Here is a 16,780-nt window from a genome sequence, read left to right on the forward strand (position 1 = left end):
AACACCAGGTGTCATGGTCCGCAACATTCGGTGGAGCGTCGTGCACGGGTGGGGGAACTGGTATATGTTGTCCACTACACATCTTTTGAGGTGCCGAAGCGCTCTCACGCAGCGCTGCGGAACCGGGAGCGGATGTGGACGCGGACATCAATGAGGATGAGACGCTTGACGTCTTCACAAGGAGAAGTGCGATGACGAACGACTCGTCGGCCCCTGCCCCAACGACCACTGCCCCCGAGACGACAGCGAGCCGCGGTGGAACACCGCCGAAGAAGACCGGCACCCCCGCATCGACCTCGACCTTCGGACCGGCCGTGACCGTCGCTGCGCCGAACAAGAACTCCGCACCGAGCAGCGGATCGGGTGCGAGCAAGGGCTCTGTCCCGACCAAGAGCTCTGCGTCGGGCAAGAAGGCCGATGGCAAGAAGGCAGACGGCAAGAAGGCAGTGAAGGCCGCCGAGGTGAAGAAGGCCGCGGCCGCCAAGCCGGAGACGAAGAAGCCCGACGCGAAGAAGCCCGACTCGAAGAAGCCTGCGGCATCCGCACCCGCCGCGTCCGCCGGACCAGCACCTGCCCCCGCGGCATCCGCACCCGCCGCGACCTCGGCCCCTGTCGAGACCCCCGCGACCCGCGCGGCCCAGGCAGCCACTCTTGTCTCTGCCGCGACGCCGAGCGCACCGGTCCCGGTCGCCGGCCAGCCGGTCACCGCCGGTGAGGTGGCAGTGGGCACCGATGCCGCCTACACGGGCGAGGAGGCGGATCGGGTCCAGCTCAAGCGACCGCTGCGCAATGTCTCCGAGGTCCGGCACTTCTTCCGCACCAACCAGACGCCGATCTACTTCATCGGGGCGACCCCGTTCAACCTCCTCGGCCTCGACCGCTGGGTCCGCAACTTCTCCTATGTCACGTACTATGACGGCTGGGACGGTGCGCATCCGCGCGTGTTCTCGCCCCGGTACAAGCCCTTCGTCGAGTTCGACAGCGGTGAGGCGATCAACAACTGGCTGCTGCTCAACGCCGAGGTGCGCGCGCACATGACCCGCAACGTCCCGCATGGCGAGCGGCCCAAGGTCGCGATGGTCTTCTTCGACGAGGAGACCGAGAGGATCTGCCGCGAGCTCGGATACGATCTCATCCTGCCCTCGGCCAAGCTGCGCAATCTGCTCGACTCGAAGATCGAGACGACGAAGCTCGGCAACGAGGCCGGAGCCTTCTCCGTCCCCAACGTGCTCACGACCGCGGACACCTATGAGGAGCTCAACGCCGAGGCCACGAAGGCCGGCCTGGGCACCGATCTCGTCGTCCAGACCCCCTACGGGGACTCCGGCAAGACCACCTTCTTCATCTCCTCCGAGGCGGATTGGGACCGCCACATCGAGGACATCATCGGCGAACAGCTGAAGATCATGAAGCGGATCAACAACACGCCGGTCGCCGTCGAGGCGGTGCTCACCTCAAGCGGCACCGTCGTCGGACCGTTCCTCACCGAGCTCGCGGGCTTCCCCGAACTGACCCCGTACAAGGGCGGCTGGTGCGGCAACGAGATGACCCCCGACGTGCTCACCTCCGACCAGCGGCATCGCGCCCGCGACCTCGTCCGGCGCGTCGGTGACGGCCTGCGCAGCCGCGGGTACCGCGGGTTCTTCGAGGTCGACGTGCTCGTCGACCTCGACTCCGACGACGTCTACCTGGGCGAGCTCAACCCGCGCATCTCCGGCGCCAGTGCCATCACCAACGTCACCGCCGGCGCCTACGCCGATGTGCCGCTGTTCCTCTTCCACCTGCTCGAGTACCTCGACGTCGAATTCGATCTCGACATCGACGAGATCAACGAACGGTGGGAGGAGCTCTCCGGCGCCGACGAGTGGAGCCAGATGATCATCAAGGAGACGGCTCCGATCACCGAGTACATCACCCACTCGCCGATGACCGGTCAGTACTACCTCGATCAGTACGGCACGCTGACCTACAAGCGGGCTGCCCTCGACTGGCACCCGCTGCAGAACGGCAACGAGGTCTTCTTCCTGCGCATCTACGGAGCCGGTGAGTACCGCTGGAAGGGCGCCGACCTCGGCGTGCTCGTGACGAAGAACCCGCTGCAGACGAGCAACGGCGATTCGAAGGCGCTGAGCATCAGGGCCAAGCACTTCATCGATTCGATCAGGGCGATGTACGCCGGTGTCCCCGTCACCGCGGAGGATCCGTCTCCGGCGATCGGCGGGCCCGGCGCCAAGGGCGACTGACCCGACCTCCTGCGGACCCCCGGCGGCTGTGCCGTCCGGGGGTCCGAACGATTCCAACCGCGTGATCCTCGGCACCGGACGCATCGCGGTGATAATCTGCAACGAACCGCACACCCGGGCCGGCACGAGTTCCCGGGCCATCGAGCACACTTCCACGATCAAGAGGGCAGACCGTGACTGAGACTTCGTCGGCGCAGGCCGTGAGCATCATCGACAAGGACAACTGGCAGGATGCCGACAACGTCCGGTGGTCGTTCCAGAACCTGTCGCAGATCCTGCCCACCACTCCGATCTCCCGCGGCGCCGGACCTGTCGCCGAGCTTCCGGTCGCTCTCCAGGACCTCGGGGAGATCGAGATCCCGAAGACTCCCTACAGCGAGCCCCGCAGCGTCCGCAGCGTCATCGAGTCCACCGACACGGACGGTTGGCTGGTGCTGCACAGGGGAACCGTTCTCGCCGAGGAGTACTTCGCCTCGATGCGGCCCGACTCGCAGCACCTCCTCATGTCGGTGAGCAAGTCACTCGTCGGAACCGTCGCCGGGATCCTGGTCGGGGCCGGCGATCTCGACCCCGAACGGCCCATCACCGACTACATCCCCGAGATGGCGGGGTCCGGCTATGCCGGCGCCACGGTCCGTCATCTCCTCGACATGCGGTCGGGAATCCGGTTCTCGGAGAACTACCTCGACCCGAACTCCGAGGTCCGGCAGATCGAGGCCTCGATCGGGTGGTCCGAGGACGAACCGGAATCCCCCGGCCTCGGCATGTACCGCTACCTCACCACTCTGGAGAAGAAGTCGGAGCACGGCGGTCCCTTCGAATACCGCTCCTGCGAGACCGATGTGCTCGGGTGGGTGTGTGAGAAGGTCGCCGGGGAGCCGATGCAGACGCTGATGTCGCGCGTGCTCTGGGCCCGCATCGGCGCGGAGCACGATGCCCTCATCGCCACCGACCAGTACGGGGTGGGGATGTTCGACGGCGGGATCAATACGACCTTGCGCGATCTCGCCCGGTTCGGCTACCTCTATGCGAATCGGGGCCTGTCCCTGACCGGCGAGCAGGCGGTTCCGACCTCCTGGATCGGCGACACGCTGACCGGCAGCGCGGACACGCGGCAGGCATTCGCCGACAGCCCCGGAGACAACCGGATGCCCGGCGGCATGTACCGCAACCAGTTCTGGTTCCCCTACCCGGATTCCCACGCGTTCCTCGCGCTCGGAATCCACGGGCAGATGATCTACATGAATCCGGGCGCCAGCTTCGTCGGGGTCAAGCTCTCCTCCTGGGGTCTGCCGCAGGATGCGACGAAGCTGTTCCCCACCATCCGCGCCTTCGATGCGATCGCGAACGCCGTCTCCGGCACCGTCGCGAAGTCGGGGCCCCTCAAGCAGACGTCGAAGGTGACGGGCTGAGCCCCAGCGCCGCGATCTCCGGGGCCGGTTCGCCGAGGAGTGCGCAGGCGATGCCGTCCCCGATGAGTGGTCCCATCGTCAGTCCCCCGGCGCCGAATCCCGACGCCAGCCACAGCCCGGGCGAGCCTGGCACCTGACCGGCGAACGGCAGACCCGATGAACGCAGGGACATCGGTCGGATCCCGACTCTGGTCTCGAGCAGGGTGGCGTCGGCGAGTCCGGGAGCGATCGACAGCGCGTCGTCGAGCACCTGCTTCTGCCCTGCCGCGGTGGGCCGCACGTCGAACCCGGTGCCGTCCTCACGGGTGGCTCCGATGACGATCCGACCGGAGTCGAAGGGCGTGATGTAGTGGTGGCCGAGCGGGTGCACCGTCGGCCACACCGCGGTGTTCGCCCCGCGCAGGGACAGATGGATCAGCTGCCCGCGCTGTGGGCTGATCGCCACGGTGTGGCCCAGCCGCGCGAGGATCTCGGCACTGCAGGCCCCCGCCGCGACGACGACGGCGTCGACCCCGATCCTCGCCGAGGTGGTGGTCACCGTCCATGTTCCCTGCGACGGCGTGAGACCGACGACCGAGTCGCGGACGAGCTCGGCCCCGCACACCACCGCTGCGGTGAGCAGTCCGTCGCACAGCATCCGTCCGTCGACGCGCCCTCCCCCGGTGACGAGCAGCCCCGACATCTCGCGGTCGATGGGAGGGAAGGCGAGCCGGAGATCGGACGGGTCCAGTTCCACGACGTCACCGGCTACCCGGCCTGCGGCCGCTGCCCTCTCGCGGACGAGCACGGCCGCCTCGGCGAGCTTCCCGGGGTCCCGGTCGACGATGATCGCTCCGGTCCTGCGGTAGCCGACGTCGGTGACGCCGAACTCCGCCAGGCGGCGCAGCAGCTCCGGATAGAAGCTGCCGCCGGCCGCGTACGCCTCGTAGTAGGCGCCGGTGCTCGTCGACACCCAGGGGGCGACGATGCCGGCACCGGCGGCGGTCGCCTGTCCGGACATGCTGTCGTCGATGACAGTGACCCCCGCCCCGCGGGAGGCGAGGCCGAAGGCCACTGCGGCACCGGCGATCCCGCTGCCGATGACGGCGACGCGTGAAGTGGGTGACATAGAAGTCACCTTACTGGGAATCGGCTCCGATCCGCGTCCGGGCCTCGGCGAGCATTCCCTCGCGGGTCGGGATCTTCTTCCGCTCCCGGCCTTCGGCCTCGCCGAGGGCGATCTCGGCTGCTTCGAGCAGCCGGTAGCCGTCCCAGTCGACGTATTCGACGCCACGATCCTCGAGCAGTTCGACGATCGCCGACTCCTCGGGGTACACCGGTTCGGTCAGCGCCCCGGCGGCGCGGTCCTCGAGGATGTGGGTGATCGTCTCCAGGGCATCGCCCTTCGTGTGCCCGATCAGCCCGACAGGTCCGCGCTTGATCCAGCCCGTCGCGTACACGCCCTGGACGACGTCGGCCTCAGGAGCTTCGGCCTGGTCGACCGAGTCGACGACCCGTCCTTCGTGGTTGGTGATCACACCGCGGCGCGGGTCGAAGGGCAGCTGCGGCAGGGCCGTGCCGGTGTAGCCAACAGCGCGGTAGATCTCGTCGATCTCCCAGTGGACGAACTCGCCCGTGCCCTCCACTCCGCCGTTGCCGTCGAGGCGCTGCCTCTCGGTCCGCAGGCCGGTCACCTTGTCGGATCCGAGGACCTCGACGGGGGCGTGGAGGAAGTGCAGGTGCAGGCGCCGAGGTGCGCCCTTGGGATCGCGCAGCGTGAAGTCGGTCAGGGTCTTCGTCACCTGCTTGACCTGGTTGTTCGAGTGGATCGAGGTCATCGAGGCCTCGTCGAACTCGAAGTCCTCCGGGTAGACGATGATGTCGACGTCCTTGACATGTCCGAGCTCGCGCAGCTCCAGGGGCGTGAACTTCGCCTGCGCAGGCCCACGCCGGCCGAAGACGTGGACATCGGTGACCCTCGACGACTTCAGACCCTGATAGACGTGATCGGGGATCTCGGTGGTGAGCAGGTCGTCGGCCTGCTTCGCCAGCACCCGGGCGACGTCGAGGGCGACGTTGCCATTGCCGATGACAGCGACCTTCTCGTTCTCCAGCGGCCAGGTCTGAGGCACATCAGGGTGGGCGTCGTACCAATTGACGAAATCAGCGGCGCCGTAGGAGCCGGGCAGATCGATTCCGTCGATGGCGAGGTCGGCGTCCCTGATGCAGCCGGTGGAGAAGATCACCGCGTCGTAGCGGTCGGTGAGGTCTTCGAGATGCAGGTCGGTGCCGTAGTCGACGTTGGAGAAGAGGCGGATGTCGCCGCGGTCGAGGACCTTGATCAAGGCATTGATGATGCCCTTGATCCGCGGGTGATCGGGGGCGACGCCATAGCGGACGAGGCCGAAGGGAGCGGGCAGCCGCTCGAACAGGTCGATGCTGAGCTCGAAGTCGCGCTCGGCCTTCGTCAGGAGGTCGGCGGCATAGATTCCGGCGGGTCCGGCTCCGATGATGGCGACACGGAATGGGTGGGTGGTCATGGGTGATCCTTACGTGTTCTGGGGCGGAAGCTTGGCAATGAACGGGTGGTCGAAGTCGCTGACTCCGTGGGCGGCGGCGCCCCCGGGCGATCCGATCGTGTCGAAGAACTCCACGTTGGCCGAGTAGTAGCTCTCCCACTCCTCTGGCACATCGTCTTCGTAGTAGATCGCCTCAACGGGGCACACCGGTTCGCAGGCGCCGCAGTCGACGCACTCGTCCGGGTGGATGTAAAGCGAACGCTGGCCCTCGTAGATGCAGTCGACCGGGCACTCTTCGATGCACGCGCGGTCCTTCACGTCGACGCAGGGCTGGGCGATGATGTAGGTCATGGATTCCTCGTGAGTACTGGACTGGTGGTGGCAGGGGCCGTCTCCGGGATCTGCTGGGTCTCGAAGACGCCGTTCGCGTAGGGGCTCAGGGTGACGACCTCACCGACGACGACAACGGCCGGTGAGCGCACCTGCCGGCGTGCGGCCTGGAACGCTATCGTCTCCAGGGTTCCGATCGTCACTCGCTGGTCGGGTCCGTACCCGTCCTCGATGATCGCCACCGGGCAGTCGCCGCGCCGGGCGCCGCGGGCGAGGATCATCGCCGAATGGGCGAGCGTCCCGATCCCCATGAGCACGACGACGGTGTGGTCGCGGCCGCCGCCGAGTTCGGTGAGCTGATCGTGGCCGGTGATGACGGTGTACGTCGTCGCCAGTCCCCGGTGGGTGAGCGGGATCCCGGCCACAGCGGGCACCGAGTTCGCGCTCGTCACCCCGGGCACGACCTGGACGTCGACGCCTGCGGCATGGCAGTGGGCCACTTCCTCGCCGCCGCGGCCGAACACGAAGGGGTCTCCGCCCTTGAGCCGGACCACGCGGCGTCCGGCCTTCGCCTGTTCGACGAGGATCTCGTTGATCCGCTGCTGCGGCACCGGGTGGTGGCCGGGCAGTTTGCCGACGTCGATGATCTCAGCGTCGAGCGGGCGTCCGCGTTCGGCCTCGAGCTGGTCGATGACTGATCTGGCGCCGAGGCGGTCCGCCACGATGACCTCGGCCGACTCGAGGGCGCGCAGTCCCTTGACGGTGAGCAGCCCCAGATCGCCGGGGCCGGCTCCGACGAGCAGCACGCTGCCGTCAGCGGTGTGGGTGAAGATGCTCATGTTGTGCCTTTCTTAACGCAGTCCGCGGCGCACCGCGACGAATCGTTCGAGGGGGCCGAAGACGGCGATCTCGATGAGGACCCCGACGACGAGGATGAGGACGATGGCGGTGAAGACCCCGGCCATGTCGGCCAGCTGCCGCCCCTGGTCGAGCAGGGCGCCGAGGCCGAAGCCCAGTGTCCCGCCGGTGGCGATGATCTCCGCCGCCATCAGCGAGCGCCACGCGAATGCCCACCCCTGTTTGAGTCCGCCGATGAAGTTGGGCAGGGCCGCCGGGATGACGATGAGCTGGAGGCGCTCGCGACGGCTCGCACCCAGGACCCGGGCCACCTGATTGAACTGCGGCGGCACCTGGGACATGCCGGTGACGAGTCCGTTGATGATCGAGGGCACGGCGCCGAGGAGGATGACCGTGAAGACGGTGGCGTCCGTGAGGCCGAACCAGATGATCGCGACCGGCACCCATGCCACCGAGGGGAGCACCTGCAGGCCCGTGACGAAGGGGCCGAATGCCCGCCGCAGCCAGGGGGTCTCGGCGAGCACGAGTCCGATCGGGACCGCGATGAGCACGGACAGTCCGAATCCAAGAACCCCCCGCTGCAGGCTGGTCGTCACGGCCTCGGTGATCGTGCCCGCTTCCCAGGCGCTGACGAAGGCGGCCACTGCCTCGGCCGGCCCCGGGTACAGGTCCGGGCGCGGGTCGATGAGCAGCACGAACACCTGCCACAGCGCGATGAGGCCTGCGAACACGAGCACCGGCGGCAGCAGCACCGAAAGGATCCGCGAGCGCCGGGTGCCCTGGTCCCGCCCGGGGGTCGTCACCTCGGCGAGGATCCGGTCCGGGGCACTCGGCGCCCGATCGAGTTCAGTGGCGCTCATGTCCCATCTCCTTTCGCAGTCTGTCTGTGATCTCGGCGGTGGTCGACACCACCCGGGGGTCGTCGGCCGCGCGGGGGCGGTCGATGTCGATGCGCCATTCGGCGACCACTCCGCCGGGCGTGGGCGCCATGAGGAGGATCCGGTCGCCGAGGCGCATCGCCTCGCGCACATTGTGGGTGACGAACACGATCGTCCGGCCGGTCTCCTTCCACACCCGTTCGAGTTCGGAGTGCAGGGAGTCGCGGGTGATCGCGTCGAGGGCGGCGAACGGTTCGTCCATCAGCAGCACCGAACGCTCCTGCGCCAGGGCCCGGGCGAGCGCGACTCGCTGCCGCATCCCGCCGGAGAGCTCGTGCGGTCGGCGATCGGCGGCCGCGCTGAGGTGGACCATGTCGAGCAGCTCATCCGCGATCGCCCTCCGGTCCCGCTTGGGCACGCCGCGCAGCCGCAGCGCGAGCTCGACGTTGTGGCGGGCGCTCAGCCAGGGCATGAGCGCCGAGTCCTGGAACATCATGGCCGCCCCGTCACCGGGCAGCATCAGGGTCCCACCGGTGGGCAGGTCGATGCCGGCGATGAGGTTGAGCAGGGTCGACTTGCCGCAGCCGGAGCCGCCGAGGAGGCAGACGAATTCGCCCGGCTCGACGTCGAAGCTGACGGAGTCGAGGACACGCGGTCCGCCCGGGACGAAGGTCTTGTCGACGTTCGTCGCGGAGATGATGGGCGCCGAGGCGGTTCTCATCACTGACCTTCCCGTTGCGTCGAGCGGACCTGGTCCAGCGGTGCGGTGACGGTGAGACCGGCCAGCGAGCCTTCCGGCTGCAGCCGGGTTCGGACCGCTTGGTGGTGGTAGGCCTCCAGACCGGCGGTCGGGATGTCGGCGTCGAAGTCGAGGTTCTTCCAGGCCCGTGAGAGGACCTCGGCGCTCAGGGCGGCTCCCGTGTCCGTCTCCAACTTGTGGTTGGCTGTGTCCGCGGCCGCCTCGGGTTGGGTGTGGATGAAGTCGATGGCGGTCAGGTGCGCGCGCAGCAGGGCGGCCACCTGCTCCGGCTGCTCGCGGAGGAAGTCCTGGTTGACGGCGAGGACCGCCGAGGGGTGGGTGCCGCCGGGCCAGAGCTCGGCTTCGTCGAGCAGCTGTGTGCCGCCGCCGTCGACGACGAGCCGCGACGCCCAGGGTTCGGCCAGCCAGGCCGCATCGATCGAACCGGTGGTGAAGAGGGTGAAGATCTGGGAGTTGGACATCGGTGCGATCGACACGTCCCCGTGCCCGGTCAATGACGGTTCGAGGCGCTGATCGGCCAGCCAGGAGCGCAGGGCCACGTCCTGGGTGTTGCCCAGCCCGGGGGTGGCGAAGCGGAGGTCGCGAAGCGCTGTCCTCCCGGCTTCGAGGTCCTCGGCCCGGCCGGGGTCGACGACGAGTCCCGCTCCCCCGTTCGTCGCTCCCGCCACGACGACGGCCGACCGCCCCTCGCTGCGGACGTAGCTGTTCGCGATCGGGGCGGCCCCGATGTAGGCGGCGTCCACGGCTCCCGCCGAGAGCGCCTCGATCGCGGCGGGACCGGCGGTGAATCGCTGCTCGCTCACCGGTCCGTCGAGCTCGTCGGAGTAGAGTCCCTGCTCCAGTCCGATGAGGGCCGGTGCATGCGTGAGATTCGCGAAATACCCCAGGCGCAGACCACCGTGCGCCTCGGCGGCAGGGGTGCACGCCGAGGCGAGGCCGACCACGGCGGCCAGCCACACAGCGAGGATGACATGGGTGCGCATGTCAGTCGGCAGGGGTGTGGATGCCGGCGGCCAGGGTGCCGCCGGTCTGCGGGTCGATGACGAGGAATCCGCCGCTGCGGCCATGGGTGCGGTAGTCGGCCAGAGGCAGTTCGGCGCTCAGCTTCACCTCGGCGATGCCGATGTCGTTGCCGGCGAGCACCTCGGCGGCTTCCGGTTCGGAGGTGTCGAGATTGCGCTTCGACTCCACGGTGACGATGCCCTTGACCGTGGCGGTGCCGGCCTTGACCAGCACCCGGTCCCCGGTCCGCAGACCTTCGGCGGTGAAGGGGAACACCTCGGCGCGGATGATCCGCCGGGGTACCGGGAGGGTGCCGGCCGCGGCCAGCACGCTGCCCCGGGAGGTGTCGATGTCGTCGGCCAGACGCAGGGCCACCGACAGTGGCACCCCGGCGGTCTCGAGCGGGCCGTCGGCGGTGTCGATGCCGACGACGGTGGTCCGCAGGCCGGCCGGGTGGACATCGATCTCGTCACCGACGCTGACCCGGCCCGCGGTCACCTGCCCGGCCACGGCCCGGTAGTCCCGGAACTTCTCCGGGTCCAGGCCCGGGGCCAGCCCGCCCTGCGGGCGGATCACGGTCTGGACGTCGAGGCGGAACGGTTCGAGGTCGGCGGTGTCCTCCTCGCTGCTCGGCAGGGTCTCGAGGAGCTCGAGCAGTGCCGGACCGTGGTACCAGGGGGTGTTGGCCGAGGGTTCGACGATGTTGTCCCCGGCCAGGGCCGAGACGGGAATGAGATGAGCGGTGTCGAGGCCGATCTCGGCAGTCAGGGATTCGACCTCCGCTTCGACGGCCGCGAACGCGTTCCGGTCGTAGTCGAGGAGATCGATCTTGTTGATCGCGACGATGACGTGCCGGATGCCGAGGCGGTGGACCACGGTGAGGTGCCGGCGCGTCTGCTCGGTGACCCCGTTGCGGGCGTCGATGAGGACGACGACGGCATCGGCGGTGGTGGCCCCGGTGACCATGTTGCGGGTGTACTGAACGTGGCCGGGGCAGTCGGCGAGGATGAACGAGCGCCGGTCGGTGGAGAAGTACCGGTAGGCGACGTCGATCGTGATGCCCTGTTCGCGTTCGGCCCGCAGGCCGTCGGTGAGCAGCGCGAAGTCGAAGGCTCCGCCGAGGAAGCCGCGCTCGGCACTGGTCCGGGTGACGGACTCGAGCTGGTCGGCCAGGATCGCTTTGGCGTCGTGGAGCAGGCGGCCCACGAGCGTCGACTTCCCGTCGTCGACGGAGCCGGCAGTGGCGAAGCGCAGCAGCGTCTTCGTCTGGGTGGTCGTCGGTGTCGTCGTCATCAGAAGTATCCGTCCTTCTTCCGGTCCTCCATCGCGGCGGCGGAGATCCTGTCATCGGCGCGGGTGGCGCCACGTTCGGTCACGGTGGTCACAGCCACCTCGGCGAGGACGGCATCGATGTCGGCCGCCTCGGACGCCACGGCTCCGGTGCAGCTCATGTCGCCGACCGTGCGGTAGCGCACCGACTTGGTCACGACGGTCTCGTCCTCCCGCGGCGCGGAGAACTCCCCCGTCGCCCACCACATGCCGTCGCGTTCGAAGACCTCGCGTTCATGGGCGTAGTAGAGCGAGGGGAGTTCGATGTTCTCCCGGGCGATGTAGCTCCACACGTCGAGCTCGGTGAAGTTCGAGATCGGGAACACGCGCACGTGCTCGCCGGGAACGTGGCGGCCGTTGTAGAGGTTCCACAGTTCGGGGCGCTGGTTGTTCGGATCCCACTGGCCGAATTCGTCGCGCAGGGACAGGATGCGCTCCTTGGCGCGGGCCTTGTCCTCGTCGCGGCGGGCTCCTCCGAATACGGCGTCGTAGCCGCCCGCGGCGATCGCGTCGATGAGGGGCTGGGTCTGCAGGACGTTGCGGGTGCCGTCCGGGCGTTCGCGCAGCCGTCCGTCGTCGATGTAGTCCTGGACCTTGGCCACGCTCAGGTCGATGCCGTACTTCTGCGCCGTGCGGTCGCGGAAGTCGAGGATCTCGTCGAAGTTGTGCCCCGAATCGACGTGGAGGAGCCCGAACGGGACCTTGGCGGGCCAGAATGCCTTGGCTGCCAGGTGGAGGACCGTGACGGAGTCCTTGCCGCCGGAGAACAGGAGGACCGGCTTCTCGAACTCGGCGACGACTTCACGGATGATGTGGATCGCCTCGGATTCGAGGGCGTCGAGGGTGGACAGTGGTGCTCGGGTGTCGATCTGATCGATGCTCATACGTGAAGTCCGCATTCTGTCTTGGAGGAGCCTGCCCACCGGCCGGCCCGGGGATCTTCTCCTTCGGCCACGGGGCGGGTGCAGGGTTGGCAGCCGATGGACGGGTAACCCTGGCTGAGCAGGGGATTGACCGGCACATCGAAGGCGCGTGAGTAGTCGAGGAGGTCGTCGAAGGTCCATGCCGCCAGTGGGTTGATCTTGACCAGGCCGTTCTTGGCGTCGAAGGTCACGAGCGGAGTGTTCGCCCGGGTGGGCGCCTCCTCCCGGCGAACCCCGGTGAACCAGAGTTCGTAGCCGGCCAGGGACTTCTGCAGGGGTGCGACCTTGCGGCGCGCGCAGCACAGCCCCGGGTCGCGGGCGAAGAGCTCGGAGCCGAACTCGGCGTCCTGGTCTGCGACCGTCTGCTCGGGCAGGACGTCGACGATGCGCACCTCGAGGCTCTGTGCCACGACGTCACGGGTCCGGTAGGTCTCCGGGAAGTGATAGCCGGTGTCGAGGAAGAGCACGTCGACGCCGGGCAGGTACTGGGCGACGAAGTGAGGCAGCGCGGCGTCGGCCATCGAGCAGGCGACGGCGCAGGCGGACGTGTCGAAGTTCTGCGACACCCAGCGGATGACGTCGGCCGGGCTCGCCTCGGCGTCAGTGTCCCCGGAGAGTTCCCGCGCGCCTGCCTCGGCGATGGCCTTGAGCTCATCGATGCTTCGCTTGGTCATACCAGCTCCTCGTCCTCGACCCGGTGGGCCCACTGGGAGAACGTCTCGTCGTCGCCGCGTCCGGCGAGGAAGCGACGGACGAGCTTCTCGACATAGTCATTGAGCTCGTCGACCGTGACCTTGAGTCCGCGCACGGTACGGCCGAGGCCGGCTTCGTCCCGGTCGCTCGACGCCAGTCCCCCGCCGACGTGGACCTGGAACCCGGGCACCTGCTCCCCCTCGGCCGTGGTCACGAGCTGACCCTTGAGCCCGATGTCAGCGGTCTGGATGCGGGCGCAGGAGTTCGGGCAGCCGTTGAGGTGGAGGCTGATCGGGTGCGGCAGGTCGATGCCGGCCAGCCGTTCCTCGAGGACGGCCACGGCGTCGGCGGCGGTCTGCTTCGTCTCGACGATCGCGAGCTTGCAGAATTCGATGCCCGTGCATGCCATCGTCGACCGGCGGAACAGGTCCTTGCGGCTCGAGAGCCCGAGCGCGTCGAGCCCGGCGACGACCGCATCGAGGTCTTTCTCCTCGATGTCGAGCAGCAGCACCTTCTGGTGCGGAGTGGTGCGCAGCCGGGTGGACCCGAACCGCTCCGCCAGGTCCGCGAGCTGGGACAGGAGAGTGCCCGAGGCGCGGCCGGCGATGAGGCTGACGCCGATGTAGTACCTTCCGTCGACCTGCCGGTGGATGCCGACGTGGTCACCGGCGGTGACGGGCTTCGTCGGCGCCGGGCCGTCGGCGAGGCGATAGCCGAGGTATTCGGTCTCGAGGATGTCGCGGAACTTCTCCGGACCCCAGTCGGCGAGGAGGAACTTCAGCCTGGCCTTGTTGCGCAGGCGCCGGTAGCCGTAGTCACGGAAGATCTCGGTGACGCCCAGCCAGGTCTCGACGACTTGGTCGGGGGCGACCCAGGCGCCGAGGCGCTCGGCGAAGCGGGGCACCGTCGAGAGCGCGCCTCCGACCCAGAGGTCGTAGCCGATGCCGTGCTCGGGGTGCTCGACGGCGACGAAGGAGCAGTCGTTGATCTCGTGGACGACGTCCTGGCTGGGGTGGCCGGTGATCGCGGTCTTGTACTTCCGCGGCAGGTTCGCGAGGCTCTCATCGCCGATGTAGCGACGGGAGATCTCCTCGATCGCGGGAGTCGGGTCGATGAGCTCGTCGGCGGCGATTCCTGCCACCGGGGAGCCGAGGATGACACGGGGGACATCGCCGCAGGCTTCGGTCGTCTGCAGGCCGACGGCTTCGAGGCGGCGCCAGATCTCGGGCACGTTCTCGATCTCGACCCAGTGGAGCTGGATGTTCTGCCGGTCGGTGAGGTCCGCGGTGCCGCGGGCGAAGTCATTGGAGATCTCGGCGATCGTCCGCAGCTGTTCGGTGGTGAGCTTGCCACCGTCGATGCGGACGCGGAGCATGAAGTACTCGTCCTCGAGCTCGTGGGGTTCGAGGGTGGCGGTGCGTCCGCCGTCGATGCCGGGTTTGCGCTGGGTGTAGAGGCCCCACCACCGGAAGCGACCGTGCAGGTCGTCGGGGTCGATCGAGGCGAATCCGCCCTTCGCGTAGACCTCCTCGATCCGGGCGCGCACGTTGAGTCCGTTGTCCTCGGCCTTGTCGATCTCATTTTTGTTCAACGGTTCAGTGCCGTCGACCTTCCATTGCCCATTGGACTTCTTGGGGCGGGGAGGACGCTTGTCCCTTGTCTTTGGGGGTATCTCTTCCACGGATGTGGCCATGGTCGTCTCCAAACGCTGCGGTGAAGCTTTGAAACGACACGCTACAAGAAGAACGGATTGCTCAACAACTCCATCTCGAAAAATGCGTCACTTGATGACATGAGAAGCGATGTGAACGTGGATGACGAATCGAGACGGCCGGCTTGACGCAGACGTCAGAGAGATGTCAGGACACGATCGCGGGCGATGTCGACCAGCAATGGCGGGGTTCCCGTGCCCTCATGCAGAAGCGGGAGGGTCAGGACGTCGTCCGAATCGGCGATGATCCGCTGCGCCAGATCCTGGAAGAAGCCGGGGGCGAGCAGGTAGCTCGAGAGCACGACGCGCCCGCCGAGCGCCCGTTTTTGTTCAACAATATCGGCCAATCGGGCTCCCCCGCCGGCGTGGAAGCCGGTGGCGACGGTCCGGTCGAGCTCGTCGGCGAGCGAATCGGCGAGTTCGAGGCAGGCGAGGTTGGCCCTCTCATCGCTCGACCCTGCCGCAGCGAGGACCACGTGGTCGTCCTCGTGCAGCTCGGGCAGCCGGTCGGCGAGTATCCGGGCCAGCCGGGGGTCGGGACCGAGCGTCGGGCTCATCCTGATGTCGCGGGCACCGGGCTGCCCGGTCGCCCCTGCTGCGGTCAGGGCCTCGGTCAGGTCGACGTGGACATGGTAGCCCGGGGAAAGCAGGAGGGGCACGAGAATCACAGGACGATCGGCCGGCAGCGCGGAGAGCACCTCGGCGACATCGGGAGTCTGGACGTCCACGTGACCGAGCATGACCTCCTCGGCGATGCCGCGCTGCCTGAGGTCGACGGTGACGGCTGCGGCGAGCGCCTCGATGACCCTCTGGCCCTCCGGCGACGCGGTTCCGTGCGAGATCAGGGCCACCGACGGCTGCGGAGACGTTGGCATCAGAGGATCTCGAGCGGCTGGGGCGAGCTCGGTGCGGGGAATGCGCGGTCGATGTCGGCGAGGTCGTCAGCGCTCAGCCGCAGTGCCGCCGCCTCGGCGTTGGCCTCGACGTGCGCGACGGAGGAGGCCTTCGGGATCGCGACGACGTCGCCGCTGCGGATGGCCCAGGCCAGCAGGATCTGAGCGACGGTGGCGTCGTGGCGGTGCGCCACCTCGGCGAGAGCGGGATGATCGAGCAGGCGGCCCTGTTCGATCGGCGAGTACGCCATGGTGGTGATCGGCGGGCGTGAGTGCCGATGGGCGGGGATGAGGTCGAATTCGGGCCCGCGCCGGGAGGGGTTGTAGAGGATCTGGTTGACCTGCGGCGCGGTGGGCAGGGCGACGATCTCATCGGCGTCGAAATTGCTCACACCCCAGGCGCCGATGAGGCCGCGGCCGATGAGTTCCTCGAAGGCCTCGATCGTCTCGTCCTCCGGGTGGGGGCCGGGCCAGTGGAGGAGGTAGAGGTCGATGAAGTCGGTGCCGAGGACGTCGAGGGACCGCTGGCAGGCTTCGATCGTGCCGCGCTTCGCCGCGTTCATCGGCAGGACCTTGTCGACGAGGAAGACCTCGTCGCGCACCGGCGCGATGGCCTCGCCGACGAGGTTCTCCGAGCGCCCCGAACCGTACATCTCCGCGGTGTCGACCAGCGTCATGCCCGCCTCGATGCCCGCCCGGATGGCAGCGATCTCTTCGGACCGGCGCCCAGGGTCGTCGCCGATGTGCCAGGTCCCCTGGCCGAGGACGGGAATGCTCGCGCCGGATGCCACAGTGGTCGTCGGAATCATCCGGCCATGATAACGGCTTCCGGGCTAGGCTTGAGGGCTATGGCGACTCCCGACGACATACTGCCCCACCTCGGTGAACTCCGCCACCTCCTCGTCGAGGCGCGCCGGACCACCGAGGCCCGGATCGCCGCGCTCGAGCGCGACTTCGGCTCGATCGTCGAGGCGACAAGGGAGACGGCGACCGACGACGAGCACGACCCGGAAGGGTCGACGATCGCCTATGAGCGGGCCCAGGTCCAGACCCTGGCCGCCGAGGCGCATGAGCAGCTGGCCGAGATCGCCGCGGCCGAGCAGCGGTTCGCAGACGACGACTTCGGTCGCTGCGAAACCTGCGGCGAGGCGATCGCCCTGGTTCGCCTGCAGGCCCGGCCGATGGCGAGAACCTGCATCAGGTGCGCGAGCGAGCGACGATGAGGGCGCGGGAACCTGTGAGGGTGCGGG

16 protein-coding genes are annotated in these 16,780 nt (G+C 68.2%); 3 read left to right on the forward strand and 13 right to left on the reverse strand.

Translation table 11 applies throughout. From position 1 onward, the window contains the following. Positions 1-191: 191 nt before the first annotated feature. Positions 192-2,243 (forward strand): biotin carboxylase, encoded by a 2,052-nt coding sequence (locus RIT73_RS02265; RefSeq protein ID WP_309130427.1) that lies wholly within the window; start codon positions 192-194, stop codon positions 2,241-2,243. Positions 2,244-2,416: 173 nt separating this feature from the next. After that, positions 2,417-3,655, forward strand: coding sequence for a serine hydrolase (locus tag RIT73_RS02270; protein ID WP_309130428.1), 1,239 nt, complete (start codon positions 2,417-2,419; stop codon positions 3,653-3,655). On the opposite strand, the gene RIT73_RS02275 is transcribed toward RIT73_RS02270, so the two are convergent. From RIT73_RS02275 to RIT73_RS02335, 13 genes are all read right to left on the reverse strand, one after another. Continuing rightward, the gene (locus tag RIT73_RS02275; RefSeq protein WP_309130429.1) at positions 3,627-4,763 is read right to left on the reverse strand and encodes an FAD-dependent oxidoreductase; all 1,137 of its coding nucleotides are present in this window, start codon (positions 4,761-4,763) and stop codon (positions 3,627-3,629) included. The two genes, RIT73_RS02270 and RIT73_RS02275, sit on opposite strands and share 29 nt — an antisense overlap. 10 nt (positions 4,764-4,773) lie before the next feature. Continuing rightward, on the reverse strand, positions 4,774-6,174 hold the full coding sequence (locus RIT73_RS02280) for an FAD-dependent oxidoreductase (RefSeq protein WP_309130430.1): 1,401 nt from the start codon (positions 6,172-6,174) through the stop codon (positions 4,774-4,776). Between the two features lie 9 nt (positions 6,175-6,183). Further along, positions 6,184-6,504, reverse strand: a complete 321-nt coding sequence (fdxA, locus tag RIT73_RS02285; protein WP_309130431.1) for a ferredoxin — start codon at positions 6,502-6,504, stop codon at positions 6,184-6,186. Then, positions 6,501-7,322, reverse strand: a complete 822-nt coding sequence (gene cobA / locus RIT73_RS02290) for a uroporphyrinogen-III C-methyltransferase (protein ID WP_309130432.1) — start codon at positions 7,320-7,322, stop codon at positions 6,501-6,503. Before cobA ends, fdxA begins: the two co-directional genes overlap by 4 nt. A 12-nt stretch (positions 7,323-7,334) precedes the next feature. Further along, complete coding sequence (locus RIT73_RS02295; protein WP_309130433.1) at positions 7,335-8,201, reverse strand: ABC transporter permease; 867 nt, start codon at positions 8,199-8,201, stop codon at positions 7,335-7,337. Next, positions 8,188-8,940, reverse strand: coding sequence for an ABC transporter ATP-binding protein (locus RIT73_RS02300; RefSeq protein WP_309130434.1), 753 nt, complete (start codon positions 8,938-8,940; stop codon positions 8,188-8,190). The genes RIT73_RS02295 and RIT73_RS02300 overlap by 14 nt, the downstream gene beginning before the upstream one ends. Beyond that, on the reverse strand, positions 8,940-9,962 hold the full coding sequence (locus tag RIT73_RS02305; RefSeq protein WP_309130435.1) for an ABC transporter substrate-binding protein: 1,023 nt from the start codon (positions 9,960-9,962) through the stop codon (positions 8,940-8,942). Before RIT73_RS02305 ends, RIT73_RS02300 begins: the two co-directional genes overlap by 1 nt. A 1-nt stretch (position 9,963) precedes the next feature. Then, positions 9,964-11,274, reverse strand: a complete 1,311-nt coding sequence (locus RIT73_RS02310) for a GTP-binding protein (protein WP_309130436.1) — start codon at positions 11,272-11,274, stop codon at positions 9,964-9,966. Further along, the gene (gene cysD / locus RIT73_RS02315; protein WP_309130437.1) at positions 11,274-12,194 is read right to left on the reverse strand and encodes a sulfate adenylyltransferase subunit CysD; all 921 of its coding nucleotides are present in this window, start codon (positions 12,192-12,194) and stop codon (positions 11,274-11,276) included. Before cysD ends, RIT73_RS02310 begins: the two co-directional genes overlap by 1 nt. Next, positions 12,191-12,907: a phosphoadenylyl-sulfate reductase gene (locus RIT73_RS02320; protein WP_309130438.1), complete on the reverse strand. Its 717-nt coding sequence runs from the start codon at positions 12,905-12,907 to the stop codon at positions 12,191-12,193. The genes cysD and RIT73_RS02320 overlap by 4 nt, the downstream gene beginning before the upstream one ends. After that, on the reverse strand, positions 12,904-14,619 hold the full coding sequence (locus RIT73_RS02325; RefSeq protein WP_309130439.1) for a nitrite/sulfite reductase: 1,716 nt from the start codon (positions 14,617-14,619) through the stop codon (positions 12,904-12,906). Before RIT73_RS02325 ends, RIT73_RS02320 begins: the two co-directional genes overlap by 4 nt. Before the next feature lie 155 nt (positions 14,620-14,774). Further along, positions 14,775-15,512, reverse strand: coding sequence for a sirohydrochlorin chelatase (locus RIT73_RS02330; protein ID WP_309130440.1), 738 nt, complete (start codon positions 15,510-15,512; stop codon positions 14,775-14,777). Then, entirely contained in the window at positions 15,512-16,339 is an 828-nt protein-coding gene (locus RIT73_RS02335; RefSeq protein WP_309130441.1) for an aldo/keto reductase, read from the reverse strand. The genes RIT73_RS02330 and RIT73_RS02335 overlap by 1 nt, the downstream gene beginning before the upstream one ends. A 39-nt stretch (positions 16,340-16,378) precedes the next feature. Here RIT73_RS02335 and RIT73_RS02340 point away from each other — a divergent pair, with 39 nt between their 5' ends. Then, complete coding sequence (locus tag RIT73_RS02340) at positions 16,379-16,753, forward strand: TraR/DksA C4-type zinc finger protein (protein WP_309130442.1); 375 nt, start codon at positions 16,379-16,381, stop codon at positions 16,751-16,753. Positions 16,754-16,780 lie beyond the last annotated feature (27 nt).

This window comes from Brevibacterium sp., assembly GCF_031179145.1.
Lineage (GTDB): Bacteria > Actinomycetota > Actinomycetes > Actinomycetales > Brevibacteriaceae > Brevibacterium.

Excerpts from the sequence above, each read along its gene's own strand:
- RIT73_RS02295 (WP_309130433.1), bottom strand. The coding sequence starts at position 8,201 with ATGAGCGCCACTGAACTCGATCGGGCGCCGAGTGCCCCGGACCGGATC.
- RIT73_RS02330 (WP_309130440.1), bottom strand. The coding sequence starts at position 15,512 with ATGCCAACGTCTCCGCAGCCGTCGGTGGCCCTGATCTCGCACGGAACC.
- RIT73_RS02275 (WP_309130429.1), bottom strand. The coding sequence starts at position 4,763 with ATGTCACCCACTTCACGCGTCGCCGTCATCGGCAGCGGGATCGCCGGT.
- RIT73_RS02310 (WP_309130436.1), bottom strand. The coding sequence starts at position 11,274 with ATGACGACGACACCGACGACCACCCAGACGAAGACGCTGCTGCGCTTC.
- RIT73_RS02280 (WP_309130430.1), bottom strand. The coding sequence starts at position 6,174 with ATGACCACCCACCCATTCCGTGTCGCCATCATCGGAGCCGGACCCGCC.
- RIT73_RS02325 (WP_309130439.1), bottom strand. The coding sequence starts at position 14,619 with ATGGCCACATCCGTGGAAGAGATACCCCCAAAGACAAGGGACAAGCGT.
- cysD (WP_309130437.1), bottom strand. The coding sequence starts at position 12,194 with ATGAGCATCGATCAGATCGACACCCGAGCACCACTGTCCACCCTCGAC.
- RIT73_RS02320 (WP_309130438.1), bottom strand. The coding sequence starts at position 12,907 with ATGACCAAGCGAAGCATCGATGAGCTCAAGGCCATCGCCGAGGCAGGC.
- cobA (WP_309130432.1), bottom strand. The coding sequence starts at position 7,322 with ATGAGCATCTTCACCCACACCGCTGACGGCAGCGTGCTGCTCGTCGGA.
- RIT73_RS02265 (WP_309130427.1), top strand. The coding sequence starts at position 192 with ATGACGAACGACTCGTCGGCCCCTGCCCCAACGACCACTGCCCCCGAG.
- RIT73_RS02305 (WP_309130435.1), bottom strand. The coding sequence starts at position 9,962 with ATGCGCACCCATGTCATCCTCGCTGTGTGGCTGGCCGCCGTGGTCGGC.
- RIT73_RS02300 (WP_309130434.1), bottom strand. The coding sequence starts at position 8,940 with ATGAGAACCGCCTCGGCGCCCATCATCTCCGCGACGAACGTCGACAAG.
- fdxA (WP_309130431.1), bottom strand. The coding sequence starts at position 6,504 with ATGACCTACATCATCGCCCAGCCCTGCGTCGACGTGAAGGACCGCGCG.
- RIT73_RS02335 (WP_309130441.1), bottom strand. The coding sequence starts at position 16,339 with ATGATTCCGACGACCACTGTGGCATCCGGCGCGAGCATTCCCGTCCTC.
- RIT73_RS02340 (WP_309130442.1), top strand. The coding sequence starts at position 16,379 with ATGGCGACTCCCGACGACATACTGCCCCACCTCGGTGAACTCCGCCAC.